At 41.1% G+C, this 21,901-nt stretch carries 16 protein-coding genes; 5 read left to right on the forward strand and 11 right to left on the reverse strand.

The features are described from left to right. Positions 1-24: 24 nt before the first annotated feature. Complete coding sequence (locus OK025_RS23065; protein WP_317667075.1) at positions 25-3,078, reverse strand: TonB-dependent receptor; 3,054 nt, start codon at positions 3,076-3,078, stop codon at positions 25-27. A gap of 407 nt (positions 3,079-3,485) precedes the next feature. Between OK025_RS23065 and OK025_RS23070 the strand changes: the two genes are divergently transcribed. Beyond that, positions 3,486-4,349 carry a helix-turn-helix domain-containing protein gene (locus tag OK025_RS23070; protein WP_317667077.1) on the forward strand — a complete coding sequence of 288 codons (864 nt, stop codon included), beginning with the start codon at positions 3,486-3,488 and terminating at the stop codon, positions 4,347-4,349. 41 nt (positions 4,350-4,390) lie between these two features. After that, on the forward strand, positions 4,391-5,347 hold the full coding sequence (locus OK025_RS23075; RefSeq protein WP_317667079.1) for a nitrilase family protein: 957 nt from the start codon (positions 4,391-4,393) through the stop codon (positions 5,345-5,347). Between the two features lie 141 nt (positions 5,348-5,488). Here the strand turns inward: OK025_RS23075 and OK025_RS23080 are convergent, their stop codons facing one another. Further along, positions 5,489-5,914: a DUF3995 domain-containing protein gene (locus tag OK025_RS23080; protein ID WP_317667081.1), complete on the reverse strand. Its 426-nt coding sequence runs from the start codon at positions 5,912-5,914 to the stop codon at positions 5,489-5,491. 820 nt (positions 5,915-6,734) lie between these two features. Here OK025_RS23080 and OK025_RS23085 point away from each other — a divergent pair. After that, positions 6,735-7,109 carry a hypothetical protein gene (locus OK025_RS23085; RefSeq protein ID WP_317667082.1) on the forward strand — a complete coding sequence of 125 codons (375 nt, stop codon included), beginning with the start codon at positions 6,735-6,737 and terminating at the stop codon, positions 7,107-7,109. A gap of 104 nt (positions 7,110-7,213) precedes the next feature. Here the strand turns inward: OK025_RS23085 and OK025_RS23090 are convergent, their stop codons facing one another. Then, positions 7,214-7,483 carry a hypothetical protein gene (locus OK025_RS23090; RefSeq protein WP_317667083.1) on the reverse strand — a complete coding sequence of 90 codons (270 nt, stop codon included), beginning with the start codon at positions 7,481-7,483 and terminating at the stop codon, positions 7,214-7,216. Between OK025_RS23090 and OK025_RS23095 the strand changes: the two genes are divergently transcribed. Both OK025_RS23095 and OK025_RS23100 read left to right on the forward strand, forming a co-directional pair. After that, the gene (locus OK025_RS23095; RefSeq protein ID WP_317667084.1) at positions 7,452-9,839 is read left to right on the forward strand and encodes an efflux RND transporter permease subunit; all 2,388 of its coding nucleotides are present in this window, start codon (positions 7,452-7,454) and stop codon (positions 9,837-9,839) included. The two genes, OK025_RS23090 and OK025_RS23095, sit on opposite strands and share 32 nt — an antisense overlap. Positions 9,840-9,841: 2 nt before the next feature. Next, positions 9,842-10,990: an efflux RND transporter periplasmic adaptor subunit gene (locus tag OK025_RS23100; protein WP_317667085.1), complete on the forward strand. Its 1,149-nt coding sequence runs from the start codon at positions 9,842-9,844 to the stop codon at positions 10,988-10,990. Between the two features lie 292 nt (positions 10,991-11,282). Here the strand turns inward: OK025_RS23100 and OK025_RS23105 are convergent, their stop codons facing one another. The 8 genes from OK025_RS23105 to OK025_RS23140 form a co-directional block, all read right to left on the reverse strand. After that, a complete protein-coding gene (locus OK025_RS23105) occupies positions 11,283-12,434 on the reverse strand; it encodes an NAD(P)/FAD-dependent oxidoreductase (protein WP_317667086.1) in 1,152 nt (383 codons plus the stop codon). A 34-nt stretch (positions 12,435-12,468) separates the two neighbouring features. Next, positions 12,469-13,224, reverse strand: coding sequence for an AraC family transcriptional regulator (locus tag OK025_RS23110; RefSeq protein WP_317667087.1), 756 nt, complete (start codon positions 13,222-13,224; stop codon positions 12,469-12,471). 132 nt (positions 13,225-13,356) lie between these two features. Next, entirely contained in the window at positions 13,357-13,725 is a 369-nt protein-coding gene (locus OK025_RS23115; protein ID WP_088161244.1) for a nuclear transport factor 2 family protein, read from the reverse strand. 179 nt (positions 13,726-13,904) lie between these two features. Further along, entirely contained in the window at positions 13,905-15,098 is a 1,194-nt protein-coding gene (locus tag OK025_RS23120) for an MFS transporter (protein ID WP_317667088.1), read from the reverse strand. 90 nt (positions 15,099-15,188) lie between these two features. Next, the gene (locus OK025_RS23125) at positions 15,189-16,148 is read right to left on the reverse strand and encodes a helix-turn-helix transcriptional regulator (RefSeq protein ID WP_317667089.1); all 960 of its coding nucleotides are present in this window, start codon (positions 16,146-16,148) and stop codon (positions 15,189-15,191) included. Positions 16,149-16,380: 232 nt separating this feature from the next. Continuing rightward, positions 16,381-19,272: a response regulator gene (locus tag OK025_RS23130; protein ID WP_317667090.1), complete on the reverse strand. Its 2,892-nt coding sequence runs from the start codon at positions 19,270-19,272 to the stop codon at positions 16,381-16,383. 968 nt (positions 19,273-20,240) lie between these two features. Beyond that, complete coding sequence (locus OK025_RS23135) at positions 20,241-21,155, reverse strand: Rpn family recombination-promoting nuclease/putative transposase (protein WP_317667092.1); 915 nt, start codon at positions 21,153-21,155, stop codon at positions 20,241-20,243. 132 nt (positions 21,156-21,287) lie between these two features. After that, a complete protein-coding gene (locus tag OK025_RS23140; protein ID WP_317667093.1) occupies positions 21,288-21,770 on the reverse strand; it encodes a hypothetical protein in 483 nt (160 codons plus the stop codon). Positions 21,771-21,901 lie beyond the last annotated feature (131 nt).

A 21,901-nucleotide genomic window follows, 5' to 3' on the forward strand; every position in this document is an offset into this window, starting at 1 on the left:
AGCTTTACGGATTAAGATTAACGTTTACAGGGTGACATTGAGACCGAGTTGAAAGGTACGCGGTTGTGGTGGCGTTCCGAACGATCCTATCCCCTGTGCGTTTGGATTACTGGTCACATTCGATTCAGGATCACCGGTGTATTTGCTCCACACAAAGAGATTAGACCCTACAAAATAGATACGTGCAGCAGTCAATTTTGCCCGCTCGACCAGCTCTTTCGGCAATTTATAACCAAAAGACAGCTGTCTGAGCTTTAAAAATGAAGCGTCCTCCAGATAGCGGCTATTGGCATCGATGGTATAGTTGAGCCCTTCGGATGTCAGGCGGGGCACATCGGTAATATCACCGGGCTGTTGCCATCTGTTCAGCACATTTTGAAATACGCCACCGCTGCTCGGATTACGCTCCCTGAAGTAGCGGTTAAGGTTAACGGCATAGTTACCATATTGGAAACTAAAGTCTACACCCAGGTCAAAGTTTTTATAGGTAAAGGTATTGCCTATCCCCCCATAAAACTTGGGATAAGCATTCCGAAAAACTTTACGTGCCGAAGTAGGCAAAGAACCATCGCTCAGCTGTCCGTCAAACACAGCTTTTCCGGTCTGTGGATCGACCGACAGCTGTTCGTAAAGCCAGAATGAGTTGAGCGAATAACCTTCTTTCAGGATCACCCAATCGCGGGTATACTGGGTGATCTGCGTGGGCAGTTTTTCGATTTTATTCGTATTTCCCGAAATGTTAAAACTTGTATTCCAGGCAAAGTCTTTTGTTTTCACGTTGAGCGAGTTGATCAACACCTCATAGCCTTTGTTGCTGATCTCACCCACATTGGCCCAGTATTTTGAAAAACCAGAACTGCCGACAATAGGTCGTTCGAGGAGTAGATCGGAGGTATATTTATGATAAAGATCTACGGTAATGGACAGGCTGTTTTTGAATAGCGCCACATCCAGCCCAAGATCTGCCTGCGCTGTTTTCTCCCAGCGCAAATTTTCGTTCCCCAACTGGAAAGGACCTGTACTTGGCAACACCTTGCCATAGCTGTCGGCATATTTTTCATTGCCCGACCAAAGACCTCTGGCGGCGAAGTTGCTGATTCCAGCCTGATTGCCCGTCAATCCATAGGACGCCCTAATTTTCAGGTCATTTAACCAGGTTTGTTCGACCAAAAAGGCTTCTTGGCTAATCCGCCAGCCTGCCGAAAAAGCCGGGAAATAGCCCCATCGGTTGTTGGCACCGAACTTGGACGAGCCATCTGCCCGCAGGGTTGCCTCTGCAAAATACCGATCCGCATAGCTGTAGCCTACTCTTCCAAAAAAGGAAGCAATCGTATATTTAGTCCAATTGTCGGATGCAATGATATTGGCTGCCGATGAGATCTGTTTAAAGGAGTCATTCGCAAAACCATTCCCCTCCAGGTATTTGTAATCAAGTACGTTGCTCTGCAAGGTATTTCCCAAAATAGCATTCAGGCTATGCTTGCCAAAGGTATTCTGATACGTCAGGGTTTGTTCGTTTATCCAGGTAGCATTTCTCGATATTCCTGAGGTCGCCTGATTGTTATTCGCGATACCAATACTGGTTTTACTGTTCCAGTATTGTGATTCATCGTATAGGTTATAGTCGGCACTAAAACTGGATTTGAATTTCAGTCCCTTCACAAGATCAATTTCCGCAAAAGCACTTCCTACATAACGCAGACTTGTGGTATTGACATCGTAGTTGTCCACCAGTGTATAGGTATTATCGGTACCATTGAGTGATCCATCGGTATTGAATATCGGGACATTCGTTGCCGAAGAAACGGCCGAATTGAAAAGACTTACCTGAGGGCCATCACCTGTACGCGCCTGATTGCGGTAGGTTCTGGAAAAATTATTTGTCAGGCCGATTTTGACACGATTACTGATCTGATGGTCGAAATTAAACTTGAGATTGGTTCGCGAAAAATCAATGACCTTAATAAAAGCTTCCTGTCCCGTGTAGCCAGCGCCAATATAAAACCTCGATTTGTCGCCGCCCCCCTGGATACCGATGTTATAATCCTGCAGCTTCCCATGACGCAACAGGAAACCAAGGCGATCATAGGTAGGCTGATCTTCAGGATTTCCTTTCCCACCTTCCGAAACTGGACGATAAGGCCTGTTGGCGAAAGTCTGTTTCAATGCCGGATTGTCCAATCCGGAGTTTATCCACCACTCGTTGGCGAGGGTCGCCGTTTCGGGACCTGTCGCCAATTTTGGCAACAAGGATTTATTGGCTTCGGCCCAGCCCCCCTGCAGGTTGAGGTCAATTTTGGTACGGCTACCATAACTTCCTTTTTTTGTGGTGATGATGATCACACCATTGGCACCCCGGGAGCCATAGATCGCGGTTGCAGAAGCATCCTTCAGCACTTCAATAGACTCGATATCTGCTGGGTTGATATCCGTAAGTGGTGAACTGGTACGTCCACCAAGCCCGATATTTTGGAGGGAGGTATTATTTAAGAATACGCCATCAATAATATACAGGGGATCGCTACTGGAATTGATGGATGTCGTTCCGCGAACCCGCAGGAAGATACTTTCGCCGGGGACACCCGAGTTGGTGGAAACCTGCACACCGGAAAGCTTGCCCTGCAACTGGGCATCAAAACTTGCTACCGGAATTTTGTTGACTTCGGCAGCGTCTATCTTGGCAACTGCTCCCGTTAGATTTCTTCGCTTTTGTACACCGTAGCCTACGACGACCACTTCATCCAGATCAGAAACGCTAGGTTGAAGCAAGATCTGAATCTGTGCCTCCCGTGCGGTTATCTTTCGACCCTTGTATCCCAAAAATGAAGTTGAGAATGTCAACGGAAGTCGTTGCCCCGTGACAAACTGAAATCTTCCCGACGCATCGGTCTTTACTTGATGGGTAACACCTTCGAGCTTTATGGTAACGCCTTCAATAGGTCGATTGGTAATCGAATCCAATACAATACCTTTTAAGGTCGCGTTAATAAGTGGCTCAGATTGCTGCGAAAATGCAGGCAATAGCAAACCATGTGACAAAAACATCGCCACGGCGTACTTCCATACGCTATTTTTCATAGGTAAAATTTTAACAGTGAATATTTACAAGTGCCAACGCCAATTGATTACTTGTCAGAAAAGCTGCTTTTATGGAAAGAAATACTTTCCTTTAACCGCAGCTACACATTCGCTTATTGAAATCAGAACAAAAGGATTTACAGTTGCGCAGACTTGCGCTCGATTGGGAAGGGTTAAGATAAAATTTGCAGTTCATAAATAATGAATTAAGTTAAACATTGTGATCATTACGTGCGGAAGATGTGGCTTGTAAGAAAGGCAAGCTTATCTCCTAGGTTGATAAAACAAATATAGTAAACATAAAATAAAATCTACAATATTAGTAGACTTTATTTTCAACTATCTTTTCTTCCACTAAAAATTGAGTAAATTGGTAAAGAAAAGCTTGCGGAAATATGTACATTTGAGTGCAGTCAATTACCGATCAGATCATGCAGCTATTTCCTCCAGAAATTTTATCGCCCTACATCAAGCACTATCTTTTTTTGGAAAGTGGTGTTGATCAGCATAAAAAACTGCGGTTATTTTCCGATGGGAACACTGGAATGGTCTTTCTTCTTAATGAAGGCCAGCTGTCCATCAACGAAAGTCAGCAGCTCCCCGCTTCATTTTTGTATGGTCAGATCAGTCATTTCCAAGATCTCGCCCTGCTGACACAGACTTCATTTGTTATTATTGTCTTCCAACCCGACGGGCTCTATAAGTTACTCGGTATCGCTGCCCATGCACTAAAAGATCAAATTATTGTTACGCAAGATGTATTTGGACCATATGTTATCAGACTATATGACAGCCTGATACACGCGAAGTCCTCAACTGAAAAAGTACATGCATTAAATGCCTTCTTTTATGCATATGCCGTCCGGCAGAAGTATCCAAATCGGGGACCACTCCCTGCAATTCTGCAACATATCACAGCGCAAAAGGGATTGGTTACCGTAGGACAAATTGTGCAATACAGCGGTTACACCGAACGGCATATGGAAAGAATATTTGCGGAACAGGTTGGAATGAGCCCAAAAAAATTTGGCAATATTGTCCAATTCCACTCCTTTTTGAAATTGCTACGCAGCAAATCAGCTGAAACGATCTTAACAACGATCAGCCACGAAAGTGGATATTTTGATCAGTCCCACCTCATCAGGGCATTTAAAAAATATACCGGCATCACACCTTCGGAATATTTAAATAGTACAAATCGGCTCGCAATCAACTTTATGGAATTTAAAAACGCATCTACTGAAATGTCGGGTTTATACAATTTCAGCTAAGGCCTAGCCTGTAGCTTTGTCTATAGATCAATTCAAGAAATATGGACAACTTAAAAATTGCTACGGCACAATTTGAGCACAAGAGTGCGGACAAGGCTTATAACCTAGCCATTATCGAACGACTTGCGCAAGAGGCCGCTGCACAGGGTGCTGAGGTAATTGCATTTCACGAATGCTCCATAACGGGGTATACCTTTGCCCGAAATTTAGATAAACAACAAATGCTTGCGATCGCCGAACTTGTCCCAGACGGCGAAAGTACACAAAAGCTGATTTCAATAGCCGCTAAATACAACATCACTATCCTCGCGGGCCTGTTTGAAAAGGATGAGGACGACAACTTATATAAACCTTATATCTGTGTAGACAAAAATGGCCTAATTGCAAAGCATCGCAAGCTTCACCCCTTTATAAACCCCTATTTGCAAGCAGGGCAAGGCTATACTATTTTTGAAATTCACGGTTGGAAATGTGGTATTTTAATCTGTTATGATAATAATGTCATCGAAAATGTACGCGCAACAAAATTATTGGGTGCCGATATCATCTTTATGCCCCATGTAACTATGTGTACCCCTTCTTCCCGACCTGGCGCAGGTTTTGTTGATCCGCAGCTTTGGCAAAATCGCGAAAACGATCCAACCAGCTTGCGCTTAGAATTTGACGGAATGGAAGGACGTAGTTGGCTGATGAAATGGCTGCCAGCCCGGGCCTATGACAATGCGCTCTATGTTGTTTTTTCAAACCCCATCGGCATGGATGACGATCAGTTAAAAAACGGATGTTCCATGATCTTAGATCCTTTCGGGGATATTCTGACTGAATGCTGTACATTTGAAGATAGTTTTACAATAGCCACCATTACGCCCGAAAAACTGATTCAAGCCGGTGGATATCGTTACATAAAAGCTCGAAGGCCAGATCTCTATGGTGACATTATCGGCCAACAGCATGAGTCCCAACAGAAAGTGGTCTGGTTGCATACCGACAATCACTAATTCCGCTAAATCGAATGGCTACTTTAAGACCATGTGAAAAGGTCTTAAAGTAGTTTATCCATTAATGTTACCGATTAACGTCCAAATGTTTTTCAAACGACAGCACGTCCAACTACTTAAAGAAAAAGCACTTGTCTTTTCTCATAATACAAACGCCAAAAAGCCATTAGAGACCGACAAAAAAAGACATAATGGGCTATAAAAATAGGTGTCTCTTATTGCAAAAGAAGACTTTCTGTACTTCTTAAAGATACCGAAAAACTTCATATCGCCAATAAATCGGAGCAGGAAAATACCACTGACCATATACATTTCATAGCGGATATACTTTACGTCTACCGGAACATCCAAAACTCCGACGGCACATAGATTTACAAACGCAAAAATCAATAATCCGATGGCTACCAGCAAAGTGCCTACCCGGGTGGGATTAAATATCCTTCTGCCATTCAGATCGGTCGGAACGGCAACAGTCATTCCCCAATGTCCACCGAGCAGCCAGAAAAAATGCAACAGAGCCAAAAAAATAAAAATAGTGGCGATAACGATTGAAAGTACAAGATCCATAAGGTAAATATACCTTTTCAGCTGTAATAAACTGTACTCTTTTGACCTCTATTTCCGCTTACTGATGCATAGATCCCCGCCATAACAACTCGAGGTTGTGCTTTTTAAAAAGATCAGACATTTGCTTCTGATTGATAAAGCTACCCGCAGCCGAATGTAGCTGCATGACTAATGTCGCCAGACTTACCTGGGACTAGGTCCCTACAGCACTGATTTGCGAATTTCGTTTTTGAATAGCGGATTAGCGTTATTGAGATTAGACCAAGACTTATGGAAGGTATCAATGCTTTAGGAATTTATATTTTTATAATCCGGTTTATATTTTTATAACCAGAAAAAACGATTGAATAAATACGTAAACAAAACCTCAGGATTAAAGCGCTACTTTTACAATCACATACGCGTGCTCTGGGTTAGCTCAATTGCTTTTTCAAATACATCACCCGAGTATCTAGTATCAATTAAGTTTATTTGTGAAAAGGGATGGCAGTATGTGGCCGTCCTTTTTTTAATCCAACATAAAAACAGATAAACAGTACTAATCGATACTTCTTTTCCAGTACGTCTTACCATTTTCACGATGCCTTTACCTGATGGATCTATCACCTTCTGCTATCGTAATCGATAATAATGCAGGTATGCCTTTCTACTTAGCGGCGTCAATACAAAAGATAGCTAATTCTCATCTGGAACAAAAAATCTGTAAAAATGAATACTGAATAAATAATCACATGAACTATCCTATTGCGCGCATTGACTATATTGAGCCCAGTTGATTGACACCAGCTGACATCATACTGAATCCTCAAAATTGCACGTTATGGCAAAACCAAAAAATCCAACATCGATTAAAATAGACATCATCCATAAAAAAATCAAGAAAACTGTTTTGTTAAATACAATTGATTACCATACACAATATAAAATCTTTGAATACCTCAGCGGAGTCTTCCACGATATTCAGCTCTTCAAATCTGCGGAAATGAAAACGGAAATTGCATATTATGCAAACAAACTTGGCCCTAGTCTAGTTAAAAAATTAAATTGGCATGGCATCAACACCTTGGAAGACCTCCTATTTTATTCACCCCATGAACTCAGAAAATTAAATAAAATAGGCGATGTTTCAGTCGCCAAATTGAACAGCTTCATCCAATATATAATCAACGAAAATTCAATCAAAAGTATTCAATAACCAGATAAATGTGGCTACTGTAACCAACAAAAGAGACCGAGTGTCTCTTTTGTTGGTTTACGTTCTTGCCATAACATTGCGGTGAAAGTTTGTTCGGTGAGCAGCTAATTATTGATAATATTACGAACACAACGGATAGTGTTACCCTGGCTGAAATTCACCTGCTGAATACTGAAATCTTCAATTTTCCCTCTGTTGATCTCTGCATACAGAATTCTGGCCCCGCTGCTTGCGCGATCATAAGTACCACTTTTATAGCGAAAGGACCCGCCATTACTGAACGTTGCCGTCAGACGTTGCTGCCGGGCTCCGCCGGAGTCACGGTATCCGTAATCTGAAAGAATGAGCGAAGCATTAGCCGATGTTCCCGGCATTACGGCCGGTTTTCAGTACCCTGTGCAAATGCGGTTCAACGAGCTGATGACGGGAGCACGTCAGGACGTTGTCCTCAAAATATTTGGAGACAACCTGGATTCCCTGACCTTACATGCTCAAAAGATAGGTAAAATAATCGAACAGGTCCAGGGAACCCAAAATCTCTATATCGAACCGATTGCCGGGCTTCCGCAAGTTGTCATATCTTATAATCGCCCTAGCATTGCACAGCATCATCTCTCGATTGATGAAGTAAATAGAACCATCAATGCGGCTTTTGCCGGGCAGCGAACGGGCTTGGTATTCGAGGGTGAGAAACGCTTCGACATGGTTGTACGGCTAGCTGCCAGAGACCGAAATAATATTACTGACATCCGTAACCTTTTGATTCCTACTCCAATGGGCAACCAAATTCCACTATCCCAATTGGCCCGTGTAGAGATTATACAGGGCCCTAACCAAATCCAACGGGAAAATGCGCAACGGCGGATTGTTGTCGGATTTAATATTAACGGTCGGGATGTACAAAGTATCGTACATGACTTACAAGCTAAGATTGACAAGGAAATCAAACTTCCAACAGGATACTCCATTAATTATGGGGGTTCTTTTGAAAACCTCAACAATGCCAAACAACGCTTGTTGATTGCTGTACCTATTGCGTTAGCGCTAATTTTCATACTCCTATTCCTTGCATTTAAATCCGTTAGGGAAAGTTTATTGATCTATACGGCTATACCATTATCGATTATCGGTGGAGTGTTCTTGTTGGCGCTGCGGGGAATGCCTTTTAGTATTAGTGCCGGAGTTGGATTTATAGCGCTATTTGGTGTCGCTGTGCTCAATGGTATCGTATTGATATCTGAATTTAACCGGCTTCAAAAAAGTGGCATCCGTAATATTGTGCGTATTGTTGTCGATGGTGGTGAAAATCGGCTGCGCCCCGTTTTGATGACCGCATCGGTGGCCTCACTGGGATTTATCCCCATGGCGCTGAGCAACGGCGCTGGAGCTGAAGTACAGCGACCTTTGGCAACTGTGGTCATTGGTGGCCTGCTTATCGCGACGCTATTAACCTTATTTGTGCTTCCACTCCTTTACGTAACCATGGAGCGCGGATTTAAACCTAATAGATTAAAAGGAAAATATATTGTGCCTCTTTTGATTGCTCTTGTTGTTTTTGCAACAAAAAATTCGACAGCACAGACAAAGATCACTTTGGATCAATCCATTGAACTCGCTCTCCAAAACAACCGAAACATAAAAATTGAAAAACTGCGTGTGGCTTATGCCAAGGCTCTAATAGGAACATCCACTGCAGATATTCCGCAGACGGATATCAACCTAGATTACGGGCAGATCAATAGCGCTTACCAGGATACTAAGGTTAGTATCAGTCAACGTTTTGGTTTTCCTACTGTCTACAGAAGGGAACGTATGCGCTATACCGAAGAGTGGAAAAAAAGCCAGCTGAATGTCACGCTTAAAGAGTTTGAGCTGAAAAAGGCCGTCAGCCTTACCTACTATAACATACTATATTGGCAGCAAAAGGAAAAACTTTTGAGCGAGGCATTATCCCTTTATAGCAGCTTCCTTGACAAGACCATCCTCCGTAAAAAGACAGGAGAAAGCAATGCGTTGGAAAGCTCAACTGCGGCAAATCAAAAGGCCGCAATCACAATCCAATTGAGACAGGTAGCTGATGAAATAAATGTCCTTCAACTGCAATTTCAATGGTTGCTAAACACATCAGAAACCTACACCCCTACCATTGTGGAAAAGGCTATTTTCGTTCAGTCATCAGTAGCCGACCACCCTTTACTCAAAGTGCTGCAACAAGAAAAGATAGTTGCAGCGCACACAACTGCAATAGAAAAATCCAGACTACTTCCCCAACTGCTGCTAGGCTACAATCTGAATAGTTTTAAAGGCGCAGGGCCTGATAACAGAATCTACGACGCGAGTCCAAGATTTCATTCGGTGCAGTTAGGGTTCTCCATACCGGTATTTTCCAGCGGACAGCGTGCTCGGATCGAAACTGCACGTCTGGAAGAAACCATTGCAAGCGATGAACTTCAAAATGCACAATCTGCGCTTGAAAGACGGGTCCAAGAATTCGCGCAACGCTATCAGACCAGTCTTGCTATTGTCGATCAATATGAATCCGAGGGACTCAAAAATGCAGCAATAGTTTTTGAAACAGCGCAGAAGCAATTTTCCAATGGAGCCATTGACTATTTCGAATTTGTCACTTTAATAAACCAGGCTATCGCGTTGAAAAGTAGCTATACAGATGCATTGTGGCAGCTCAACGAAAATGCCATTCAGCTTCATTACATCATGATAAATCAATAGAAATGAAAACGAAAAATATCATAGTCCAATATATCGTTCTTATGTTGGCAATAACTGGCGTCTCTTGCAAGGGGAATAAAGGCGAGGCTTCACCGTCATCAGCAAAGCCGAAAGACGAAACTCTTGTTTCCTTAACGGAAGCGCAACTGCAAAATGCCCAAATAGAGACGGTAACGCTTTCGGACCAGCTAATAGCCAGCATATTAAAATTGAATGGAAAAATTGATGTACCGCCTCAGAATCTGGTGTCGGTAAGTATTCCTTTGGGGGGATACCTAAAGAGTACCAGCCTGCTGCCAGGCATGAAAGTATCAAAAGGTGATATTATTGCCATCGTCGAAAATCCACAGTTTATTCAACTGCAGCAGGACTATCTTGCTGCCAAGTCGAAACTACAATTTGCCGAGCTCGACTACAGACGTCAAAAAGAACTCAACCAGAGCCAGGCAAGCAGTGATAAAGTAATGCAGCAAGCACAGGCCGAAATGAACAGCCAGCTGATAGTAATGAATTCAATTGCCAGACAGCTAGAACTTATTCGTATTCAACCTAGCACTGTTACCCCAGGAAATATCCGTAAAAGTGCGCCCGTCTATAGCACGATCGATGGCTATGTAAGTAAAGTCAATGTCAATGTCGGAAGATATGTAAATCCTTCTGATGTCCTCTTTGAATTGATCAACCCATCGGACATCCATCTTAATCTGAAAGTCTATGAAAAGGACCTTGAACAGCTGCATCCAGGACAAACGCTATTAGCTTACTCCAATGCTAACCCCAATAAAAAGTATTCGGGAAAAATTCATTTGATCGGCAAAGATGTCGATCCCACAGGTATGACAGATGTTCATTGCCATTTGGATAAATATGATCTGAATCTGGTACCTGGGGTATATATGAATGCTGAAATCCAAACGACAACGAGCTTGGGACAGGCTCTGCCCGAAGAATGTATTGTAGACTTTGAAGGAAAAAGTTATGTATTCGTCTCGGAAGGAAACAGAAATTATCGTCTTAAAGCAATTTCCGTTGAGGAGCCCCAAAAAGGGTTAGCGAAGGTGTTGAACCCTCGAGATTTTGTAGGTAAAAAAATAGTTAGTAAAAATGCTTATACCTTATTAATGCAGTTAAAAAACAGCGGGGAAGATTAAATAAAATCGATATGAAAACATTATTAAACACGCTGATGCCGGCGTCCGTTTGAATCTCCCCAATGGATTTTTCGGCATCCATAAATTGGATATGCTGGAACTGCGGCACGGACATTACACCAAGTCAGTGGGAATGAAGTCGGATATTATTTCGCTAAATCTTAGATTTAAATAATCGTTAGGCTAACATCTTAATTCCAAAATGAGGGTGTCTGAATGGACGCCCTTTTTTAATGGTACTATTCAGAAAAAATATCCAAACAGATTCCCTTTCTGAACAATGCAGCGATATTTACCGCCCCTCGTTAAACATCGCTAGCAAATTATCAAGTCCGCCTTCAGCGTGCAATATTTCAGTGTTTTGCAACGTATCTTTTGTTACTGCTGCCGCCCTTGCCTGCATTTGTTTTTCGTAATTTGAAATTGCAGTCTGAATATCCGGAAAATGGTCGCATGTCAGATTCTCGGCCAATTCAAAAGCATCCTGCATCGCCTGGTTTACACCCTCACCGGCATATGGCGGCATACGATGAGCTGCGTCACCAAGCATGGTCAAGTTTGATAATGTTGTCCACGTCTGGTCTAACGGAAAGTGGTATTGTGGTCGCGGCATAAACCAAATTTCATTACTTGCAAAAAGTTCATGCCATTTTTCGCCCCAGGAGGAGAACGCGACTTTAAACCAATCAAAAACCTGTTGCTTGTTATTAAAGTCAATGCCGCTTTCCTGCACCCAATTTTCGGGAACTTTACAACCGGTATAAAACGATAAACTGCCCTCTCCTTTTGCACTTAAAATAATGGATTGTTCGTAACCAAGCGCAAATACTTTTCCGCCTTTTGTGATTTCCCAAAGTTTCGGTGTGTTTTTTTCGGCTCTGTAAATATTCCCTTCAACAATTGTAACGCCCGAATAAATCGGCTTAATATCGGTTAGGTAAGGGCGAATTTTTGAGTTTGCACCGTCGGCTGCAATGACAAGGTCAGCATAAAAAGATTTTCCGTTTTTGAAATGCAGAAGCCAGCCATGATCCTGTTTTACCATTGACATAAACTGACTGTCCCAAACAATGGTGTCTTCATGCAATGCGCTTATTAAAATATCACGCAAAGGTGCACGATCAATTTCAGGGCGATCTTCTTGATCCTTATCTTGAAGCTCGTGCTCGTCCATTTTGATAATGGCCTGCTCGTCCAACACCCTTAAACGTCCCGCGTCGGGTCGAAAGCTAGCTTTAAATTCGTTCATCAAATTTGCTCTTCGAAGAGCTTCCAAACCACTTTCTTCGTGCAGATCCAGTGTGGCTCCCTGCTGGCGAACTTCTTTATTGCTATCACGTTCATATACGGTTACATTTACTCCTTTTGATTGTAAGAGTTTGGCTAATGTGAGTCCGCCAGGACCACCGCCAACAACTGCAACTTTCTTGTCTTGTAATTTCATATCCAGTAAAATTTATTTTTTTGACTGAACAAAATTACGTTGGCCTGAGCGTTGAAAATTGTATAAAACGCTCATTTTGGTTCTTCAACAGTTCTTTTGGTGAAACACCAGCAAGTTTCTTAACTTCTTTAATAAAATGGGATTGATCGGCAAAGTTTTGCTGTGGAAACAATTTGCCTTTTTTGATATGCTGAAAGGAAGCACGGAAGCGGATAATATTGCAATATGCTTTTGCCGTAAGTCCGAACTGCTGATCGAAATAACGGTTGATTTGTTGCCGACTCCAAAACGATTGCGCGGCAAGTTCTTTAATTGTAATCGCCCCGTTTGATCTATAAATGAGGTCGAACAGTTTCCGTTTCCTTTTGTCAACTTCAAGCGGCAAAAGCGACTGTATTTTTTTTGTCGCTTTCGCGCAGAATAAATTAAAGTTGTTCAAGTCGTCGGCACTAAAGTTCCAAAAATTAGGAGGCAAGAGCGTTGCCCTGTCCACCAAGTTGGCGATGCTGGTCTGAAAAACAGATTGGACTGCAAGCGGGTTAAAACTGATGGCGCAAGTCTGTCGCAAAGGCCCAATGATCGCGTGCCCCGGCTGAGTTTGGATACCCAAAAGCGTCGCGTGGAAAGGCTCTGCTGCAGTTTGCGTGAAAAATAGATCAACTCTTCCGTCTGGCAACACAACAACCTCTCTATTACAATCCGATTGGTTTTCTAGTTGCCAAAAGCTTTCAACAAAATCCGCTAACGACTTGTCAGGTTTTATTGCCTGGTATTTTAATTCATTTTCCATTGTTTTAGTCCGTTTATAAGCCATGCCCCCCCCTCAAAATTTATTACGGCACATCCGGTTAAAAGTCCCACACTTCCAATCAAAATTAAGGATTATTATATAATCAAATATGAAATAGATCAAACACTAAGCCTATTCGGATGAGGGTAGCGGCAATCCTTGTTTTTCAATGACAAATGCTTTAAGCTCTGCCATTTTTCCATCTTCGAATCGCCAAATGTCGCAATAATCGAAATAATCATATTTTCCGTCCTTATTTCTCAACCGAATTTCTCCGGTCACCATAACAAAATCACCTTCCTCAATAGATTTTTCCACATCAAAAACCGGCGGTTCCTGATAGAACTCTTTCAAATAAGCGCGAACTTCTTCTTTCCCATGGAGAATACGCTCACCTATAAAAACCCATTTCGTCTCTGCAGTACAATAAGCTAAGAAGCTTTCATAATCTCCTTTGGCAATAAATTCATTGGCTGTGTGTAAAATCGTTATATTTTTCATTTTCAGCTAGTTGTTTTGAATCATCAATTTTTGTCGGTCCACACGTTTTAAATGTTATAGTGGATCAGTATGATACGCCGCTACGTTCATAAAACCACTCAGGTGAACAAGTTGTTTTAAACGACGAAATAAGATATATTCAATGCTATGACGAACTACAGAGATCAGCATTTAAGTAACTACTTCTCTTTCCTAAAAACAAATATCGAGCAAATCGCAGCCAGTAAAAGGCACCCGCCGAACACCTGGAATGCGCTTTCCAGACCGATATTGATAATCAGGCTCAGTAAAAGGCTCCCCAGGCCATAACCCGAGAAAAGAAAGAATGCAAAAAGTCCTGTCGCCGCTCCTTTTTGCGCACTGAATGTGGTGACAATAGCAGCAAACAAAGGATGCGAGAGGTCAAATCCGAGTGAAAGTAAAGCCACTAAAACACAGGATGCTGCAAGATTTAGATTTTGGCTGAGCAGCAATACGGTAAGCGCTCCCAAAAATAAACCTAAAGGTATTATTCTCTGTCTTCCATAGTGGTCCGCAAGCTTTCCGAGTAATGGACCTAGTAATAGGCCCGGAATACCATACCCCAACAAGGCTAGCCCAATCTGTAATTCGTCGAGGCCATAGTTTCTATAGAAAAAATAAGCCAGCCAGGCAAAAATACCACCATGGAACATCCCGTTAAACAAAACATAGAAATAGGTATGCCTAGCTCTTCCGCTCGACAGGATATTGCAGAAGACGAGGAAAATGTTCTCCTTAACTCCACGGATCATCTCATTTGCTTTAAATATGTCCTTTTGATACATGACAATCAGCAGCAAAATAAGCAGCGCGATGCTCGCGACGCCAATAAAAAGCCATTGCCAACCGACTAGCGATGTGATCAAAGCGCCTGCGCTGGATCCGAAAGCTGTGCCACCTGCCATGTTACCAAAGAATATCCCAAGCGCGTGCCCCCGTTTTTCGTACGGGTACCGATCGCTGATCCAGCTAATGGTTGTGGGGGCAATACCGGCGGCACCGATGCCAGTTAGCAAACGAAGAAAAATCATCTGATTGGTTCCTTGGACGTAAGCGGTAAGTAATGTCAATACGGAAAAGATGATTAGGCATAACGTAATTATCCGGAACCTGCCAAAGCGATCACTTAGAGGCGCATATACCAATGTAAACAATCCATAGCCAAGCAGGTACGATGGTTCAATAAAACTCACATGCCGGGTAGTCGTACCAAACTGTTCGGATAGCAGTGGAAGCAATGGCGCGACCATGAATCCCTGAAAAAAAACAATGAAAGTTGCCAAAGAAAGAATATAAACCGGAAACATAGATACGCCTGTGGCCATTCTGTCATTTGTAATTAATTTGTACATTTCTATTATTTGTTAAATGATACAAATTTCAAGAATGTTAGCCGCAGAAGACTTATACGGATTGAGGTGATAATTGGACTTTTTATCGATTTAAACCGTAAGTGGGCTTTGCATAAGCAGTAAAGCGTCTTGACGGTATGCTGTAGGAGTTAGACCGGTCATCTTTTTAAAAAACCGATTGAAATAATTTGCTTCATTAAATTGTAATAGATCAGCTATTTCTGACACCTGCAGATCAGTGTGTGTTAAAAGACTTTTTGCTTCCAGCACTAGCTTTTCATTAATGTGAAACAACGCCGTGTGCCCGGTATATTTTTTTACTAAAAAATTCAAATGGCTGGCTGTGAGATTCAGTTCATCTGCGATTTTTCGAACCGTTGGCCTTCCTTCTTTTCGTATATCGGGGGTGTCAATGGCATAAGCATCGAGCACTTTTCTAAACTTAACCATCAGGGATGCATGTTTTAACTGAAAAGGAGTTTTTAGCTCCTTATCTTTATAATATAGACGACGGATTTGGATAAGCAATACTTTTAATAAAGTTTGCATCATTTCAAAATTATCCTCCTGTCCCGAATTCATTTCAAGAAGCAGCGTTTCGGCTGTATGCGATACCTTTTCCATATCTTGCTGCGAAAGCCTCAGAAGTGAGTTGGCTCCACGCATAAAAAAAGGGTAATCTTTTTCAAATTTGGGTGTTAGAGGGTCGATTCCAGCAAATTCGGATGTAAAACAAATGAGATAGCCATAAATCGTTTCCACACGCTGCCAGCTTTCCATTTTACCGGGATATGCGAAGTAAATACTGTTAGCTGACGTATGAATGGTTTCGTCAGGAAGCAGGAATCTAGGCCCCTTTGTTTTACAGATTAAAATACGAAAAAAATTACCTCGGAATAGCGGCATGAAAAGCAATTTGCCTTTTGCCTGCTCTTCAATCCGCATGACGTTAAATAAATCATTTGCAGCTGTGCCAATCCTGAAAGTATCGAAAAATTGACTAATGGTATCGATCCATGGAATTAAAGCCTGTATCTTTTTGTTTTTCATGCATTAAAGAAATCTATCAAATTTAGCCAATAGCGCGCTATAAAATAAAGAAATTATCAACCTTGACTTAACAACAAGTTTGAAACTCATTAACAGTCTTTTAAGGAGGACATTTGATAAGTATCTCTATCTATTCAATCAACATTGTTCAATGGAAAAAGGTCTTTATTTCAAAAAGCACCCATCTCTCGACTAGCCATTATTAACTAAATCATATCCAAGTCTTTCATACCTAGTTATTGCCTTCATTTATCAACCACTTTCTCAAAAGCTCCAGTAATGTTTTTTTGACGAACGGCTTCACAGCAAAATCATCCATTCCACAAGAAATGCACCTTTCCTTTTCGTCCTTAATATTACTGGCTGTCAATGCTATAATTGGCGTATGCATCGTCCCGCCCTCATTTTCCCTAATCAATTCAGTTAATTCATAGCCATTCATTTCAGGCATCTGTATATCCATGAAGATCAAATCAGGATTATTTTCCTTGAACAATTCAAATCCCATTATCCCATCGACCGCTTCTATGATTTCCGCATTGGAAAGAACATTCTGTACAATGGTTCTAGTAAGCAACATATTAAATTTGTTGTCCTCAATAATTAAAATCTTGTATTTTCTTTCCAAAAAGGCCGTTTCTCTTTCGGCATATTTGATGGTTTCTTCATCCTGCTGTAATGCTGCAACTAATGTAGAATACAGTTGATTTACTTTAACGGGTTTATTAATACAATGAATAATATGGCTGCTTTCAGCAATAAGGGCTGGGTTGGTCTCAAGAGCGGATAACATTAAAACTAGGGGCTGTCCAACTCCTTTGAAAAGTAACTTTTCCCTAATTTTTTTTATCGTATCGATACCGTTCATTATAGGTAGATCATTGTCTATAATAATCGCATCATAACACTCACCTTTGGCCAACATTTGAAGAACCTCAAATCCGTTATCGGCCAAGGAGACATTAACTTTCTTCAAATGCAACATCAATGCAATATTGGCTCGATCTTCATCTTGTCGGGCAACGATCATAATCTTTAAAGATTCTAAAAGTTTCCATTCGTACACATCCCCTTTTAGCGATCTTAATGTTATTTCGAAATAAAATTGACTTCCTTTTCCATATTCACTTTCCAGTTTTAGATTACTATCCATCATTTTTAGCAACTGGTTTGAAATGCTTAGTCCAAGGCCTGTTCCGCCAAATCTCTTGCTTATTGAAGCATCTTCCTGAGAGGATGCTTCAAATATTTTTTGCTGTTTCTCTGGTTTAATACCTATTCCGCTGTCCGTTACACTGACGCGCAGCGTGGTGGAGTTTTCGTCCGAAGATAGTACATCGACATTTAGTGCAACACTTCCCTTGTCCGTAAATTTTATTGCATTACTTAGAAGATTCATGAGCACCTGTTTGAGTCGAAGTGAGTCAACCCAAATATAATGTGGTAGTGATTCTGATAAATTAACCTGAAAATCCAATTTTTTGGCTTTCCACTGAAAGTCAATCAAACTTGTCACCTGAGCAAACATCTCATACAAATCATTTTTTTCAACCGAAAGCTCCAATTTGCCAGCTTCAATTTTAGAAAAATCAAGTATATCGTTTATGATGCTCAAAAGAAGATTAGCAGACTGATCGACAATAGAAACATATTCTTTTTGTGTATCGTCTAGTTTTGTTCGACTCATCAAATCCGTAAAACCTATAATTCCGTTAAGAGGTGTACGAATTTCATGACTCATGTTGGCGAGAAATTCTGACTTCGCCACGCTACCCTGGTCAGCAAGCTTCTTCGCTTTCCTTAGCTCTTCTCTCTGAAGAACAATCTTCGTAATGTCTGTGGCAATACCAAGATAACCTATAATCTGACCAGAAATATCCCGCATTGCAGTAACAGCAAGAGATACGTAAAGTCGCGTAAAATCCTTTTTTATATAGGTCCATTCTCTTTGCTCCGATCCGTAGCGCTCTGCCATCTCGACAAAAACCCTAAATTCACTAATCGGATACCCAAATTCAATTTCAAGTTCCTTCGCTCGATCCTTAACTTCCCTACTGCTATGAAATAATGTCGGTCTAATTTTACCGATCACTTCATTACCTTTATATCCTAATAAATTTTCTGCGCCCCGGTTGAAAAGGGTTATCAACCCTTCTGCGTCAGTTGCTATGATAGCGACTGCAGTAGTTGCATTCAATACATCTTCGAGCATTTTCTTAGAGCGAATCGATTCCGCCTCAGAGCGTTTACGTTTATCAATATCCTGAAAAGTGCCAAATAGTCGAACGCACTTCCCTTTTTCAAAAGTTGCTTTCCCTAGTGCTCTAACCCACAAGCTGGTACCCTGATAGGTATCAATTTCTAATTCAAGATCCCACGAAGTTCCCGTAGAGATTGCACTATTGATAGCCTGAACAATTTTAATCCTATGTTGAGGATCTTTGTAAAACTCAATTGCTGTTTTAATAGTTGGACGATAATCCTTTGGAACGCCATGAATAATCTTTGTCATTTCAGACCAATCGATATAATCATCAACTAAATCATACTCCCAGCTCCCCACTCTGGCCACCTGACTGGTCATGTCTAGTGTAGATTTCACATATTCCAATTTACTAGTTAACTGGAAGTGCTGGTTTTTCTCTTGAAGTAAGCCAAGAACTTCTGTGCACAATAATGAAAGAAGAGTCCGTTGATTATCTGTAAGCTTATTGGGACTTCTATCCATAACGCTTAAAAAACCGACTGTCTTTCCTTCTTGACTGATGAGTGGCACTTCATAATAATACAGTATTGCAAAATTTTGAAAAATAACTGAATTGCGCTGCGAATGAGGCTCCATGCTAAGGTCAGGTATTTCTAGCGCGCCGTCTTCATCAAACACATAGTCCAAAAATACTTTATCGATACTTATATTTCCGTCGACATCATGAAAATAGGTGTGCACAAAATTTTGACTGTTATCAAATAAAGTCAATACTGCCATATCGATACTACAGATCAATTTCGCTTTAAGGAGTACTCCAAAAATTTCCTTTTTAATCATATCAGCGACCAATCTATAATCATTATCCGAGATGACATAGTCACTATTATCGTTTTTGGGGTACTTTTGATTATGCATAAAGTTGTAATATGCTATAGAAATTTAAAGTTTATAACAAAACAACAATTTTATTTGAATAGTTTTTTAATAAAAAAAGAATTAATTCAAATTAAAATATTTTAAAAAAACTAGGCCGACGCGGAATCATGCGTCATCAGTTCTCTTAAGTTCCATTGCATCAAAGACTTTGATCCGCCCTGCATGCATATCAACTGTTGGCTAAAACCGGGCGGCAGTTTTGTGTTTTCTGTTGAGCATCCGATATTCACTGCTAGACCCGACTAAGACTGGATCTACGATGCAGCCGGAAACAAATTTTAATGGCCCGTAGACCATTACTTTGGAGAAGGAAAGCAGGAAACACATTTTTTTACAAAACAATGTAATAAAATAACATAGGACACTTATCACATACCTTAAATCCCTGCTGGCCCATAACTTTGAGATCAATTAAGTTACTGAACCACAGCCTAACATGGAGATGGTTAACCGTGTTGCCTGAATCGCAGACGAACTCAAAAGCCCTATGATCGTGATTGTGTCGGCACAAAAAAGGCTGGAATAAACCAGCCCTGATATATATAGTTATGATCCCAATAATGGGATAGTCGGTTTCATAAAAATGCTGGCCTAACAAGTGTAAATCAAGCCAGCCAAAGCAATCTTCTCATTTTTCGTATAAGAAACAATTGGAATGTCTTACTCGTTTGAAAAAAATAAAAAAACCTTGAGGAGGGGATCTCAAGGTTTTTTACTACCTGTTATTAACCTAATTTATGAAAGTACTCTTATAACAATGGTTAGTTCGCCTTCGTTTGATCTTTTCATAAAAAAGTTGATTTCGTCGCTTCGGCCTTACAATTATTTTTATTTAAATGAGAGCTTATTCAAAATGGTATTGTCTAAGACCAACTTAACCTATAAAAAAAGAAAAGGCTACTTAGATATTATCTCAGTGGCCTTAAAATCTTATATTGTAATCTGTTTTATTTTCCTTTAGCCTTCTCTGCCTCAATCTGCTTTACAAACTCTACAGTGACGTCCGCTAATTCGGCTATCTCCGATATCGAAAACTTATTCGAAGACAAAAGATTTGTTATTACTTCCGCCTTTCCTTCGGCTTTTCCCTCAGCCATTGCTTTTTCGCGCGCTCGTTTCAATTGCTCCTCCTGACTACTTCGGATACTCTCGGCATCCCATTTATTCCTTAAACTAACGTTGTACATCTCTCGTTCCTCCGGTTTTAGTTTGCTATATTCCGCTAACTGAAATAACTTCTCAAAAATAGGCTTACGCAAATAAGTGGAAAGTCCATTTAGTGAAGACATATTTTTGAGTACATAAAGCCAACGATCTAAATCATTAATTAACTCTGCTTCAGCTTTAACAAAGTTAACCAATTCCGCATATATAAAGCCTAGATCGTCATAAAATATTTTATCATGATCTCGATAACATAAACAAATATCGTGCAGAAAATACTTCTCATCCCCCGCATCAGGCATTGCAAATCCATCCATCAGTACAATGATATAAACTTCACTAATTGCATAATTCCAAGCCCTTCGGTTGCCTTTGGGTGCCTGATCCGCAATCAATTTACTGCTGTAATAAAGCATGCGCTTTTTCAAATTATCCTGCGCCGTGCGCTGCACTTCAATAATAAAACGTTTGCCATTGTCTGCCGTACAGGTCAGATCAAAAATAACGGTACCGATATCCTCTGTATCCCCGACATGCTCATTTTTGTTATAATACAGGTCGGCAATAATCTTGCGGCCTCTAAACAGTTCGTTTAAGAAAGCGATCAGAAGATCTTTATTGGTATCTGATCCGAAAACTTTTTTAAATCCATAATCTGTTGTAATATCGATATATTTCGACTGTTTCAACTCCCTCATAATACATTGTTTTTAAATTGGTTAACAATGCAAATATAAGTAAAAAAACATTTTAATGCTAATATTTTTAGCATTAAAATGTTAGTATGTCTATGAATTAAAATAAGTTCCCCGATGAAGATCATTTCCGTCCTATTCACTCCTCGGATCGGGTTTTAGCGGCATCTTGGCACAGCGGATCACCTCAACGGAAGGGCAACCGTATTCCAGGACAACTTTGCCTTCAACCAAATAGACTCCTGCCTCACGGAGTGAATATTTGGCTAGGCTCTGCGGGAAATGGACGGTATCAAAAAATCGTCCCTCGGCATCGAGGAAAGTACCAAATTTCATCAGGTCGCCACGCTTGGTCTTCACAAATTTCTCACAAACAAAATCCCCCACCACACGCACTATCTTCCCTTCATGCAGATGGAGTTCCCGAGCGGGCATATCGCCCCGGTAATCGCTTTTGGTAAGATCAAATAGCGTACCCGTTACGCAAAAGCCAATTAGCTCCATCTCGTCGTAATAATCCTCCAAGATATCTTCTTCCAAAGGCGGAAGAATAGGCTTGCGACTCTCGGCCTCAAAGAGGGCCATACTTGCTGCGACAGGCTTATGCTTGCTCATCATCAGGTGGGCCGCCCACAGCAATTGCTTTTTCCCGTTCCCGTAAAGCCGGACATCATCCGTCGGAGCACATCGGCGTCGGCCATATCGAGTCCACTGTAGGCATGCGCATGCCTATAAACCCATGAAAGGAA

This window comes from Sphingobacterium sp. UGAL515B_05 (genome assembly GCF_033097525.1).
Taxonomy (GTDB): domain Bacteria; phylum Bacteroidota; class Bacteroidia; order Sphingobacteriales; family Sphingobacteriaceae; genus Sphingobacterium.

Excerpts from the sequence above, each read along its gene's own strand:
- OK025_RS23065 (WP_317667075.1), bottom strand. The coding sequence starts at position 3,078 with ATGAAAAATAGCGTATGGAAGTACGCCGTGGCGATGTTTTTGTCACAT.
- OK025_RS23075 (WP_317667079.1), top strand. The coding sequence starts at position 4,391 with ATGGACAACTTAAAAATTGCTACGGCACAATTTGAGCACAAGAGTGCG.
- OK025_RS23080 (WP_317667081.1), bottom strand. The coding sequence starts at position 5,914 with ATGGATCTTGTACTTTCAATCGTTATCGCCACTATTTTTATTTTTTTG.
- OK025_RS23085 (WP_317667082.1), top strand. The coding sequence starts at position 6,735 with ATGGCAAAACCAAAAAATCCAACATCGATTAAAATAGACATCATCCAT.
- OK025_RS23095 (WP_317667084.1), top strand. The coding sequence starts at position 7,452 with ATGAGCGAAGCATTAGCCGATGTTCCCGGCATTACGGCCGGTTTTCAG.
- OK025_RS23090 (WP_317667083.1), bottom strand. The coding sequence starts at position 7,483 with ATGCCGGGAACATCGGCTAATGCTTCGCTCATTCTTTCAGATTACGGA.
- OK025_RS23100 (WP_317667085.1), top strand. The coding sequence starts at position 9,842 with ATGAAAACGAAAAATATCATAGTCCAATATATCGTTCTTATGTTGGCA.
- OK025_RS23105 (WP_317667086.1), bottom strand. The coding sequence starts at position 12,434 with ATGAAATTACAAGACAAGAAAGTTGCAGTTGTTGGCGGTGGTCCTGGC.
- OK025_RS23110 (WP_317667087.1), bottom strand. The coding sequence starts at position 13,224 with ATGGAAAATGAATTAAAATACCAGGCAATAAAACCTGACAAGTCGTTA.
- OK025_RS23115 (WP_088161244.1), bottom strand. The coding sequence starts at position 13,725 with ATGAAAAATATAACGATTTTACACACAGCCAATGAATTTATTGCCAAA.
- OK025_RS23120 (WP_317667088.1), bottom strand. The coding sequence starts at position 15,098 with ATGTACAAATTAATTACAAATGACAGAATGGCCACAGGCGTATCTATG.
- OK025_RS23125 (WP_317667089.1), bottom strand. The coding sequence starts at position 16,148 with ATGAAAAACAAAAAGATACAGGCTTTAATTCCATGGATCGATACCATT.
- OK025_RS23130 (WP_317667090.1), bottom strand. The coding sequence starts at position 19,272 with ATGCATAATCAAAAGTACCCCAAAAACGATAATAGTGACTATGTCATC.
- OK025_RS23135 (WP_317667092.1), bottom strand. The coding sequence starts at position 21,155 with ATGAGGGAGTTGAAACAGTCGAAATATATCGATATTACAACAGATTAT.
- OK025_RS23140 (WP_317667093.1), bottom strand. The coding sequence starts at position 21,770 with ATGATGAGCAAGCATAAGCCTGTCGCAGCAAGTATGGCCCTCTTTGAG.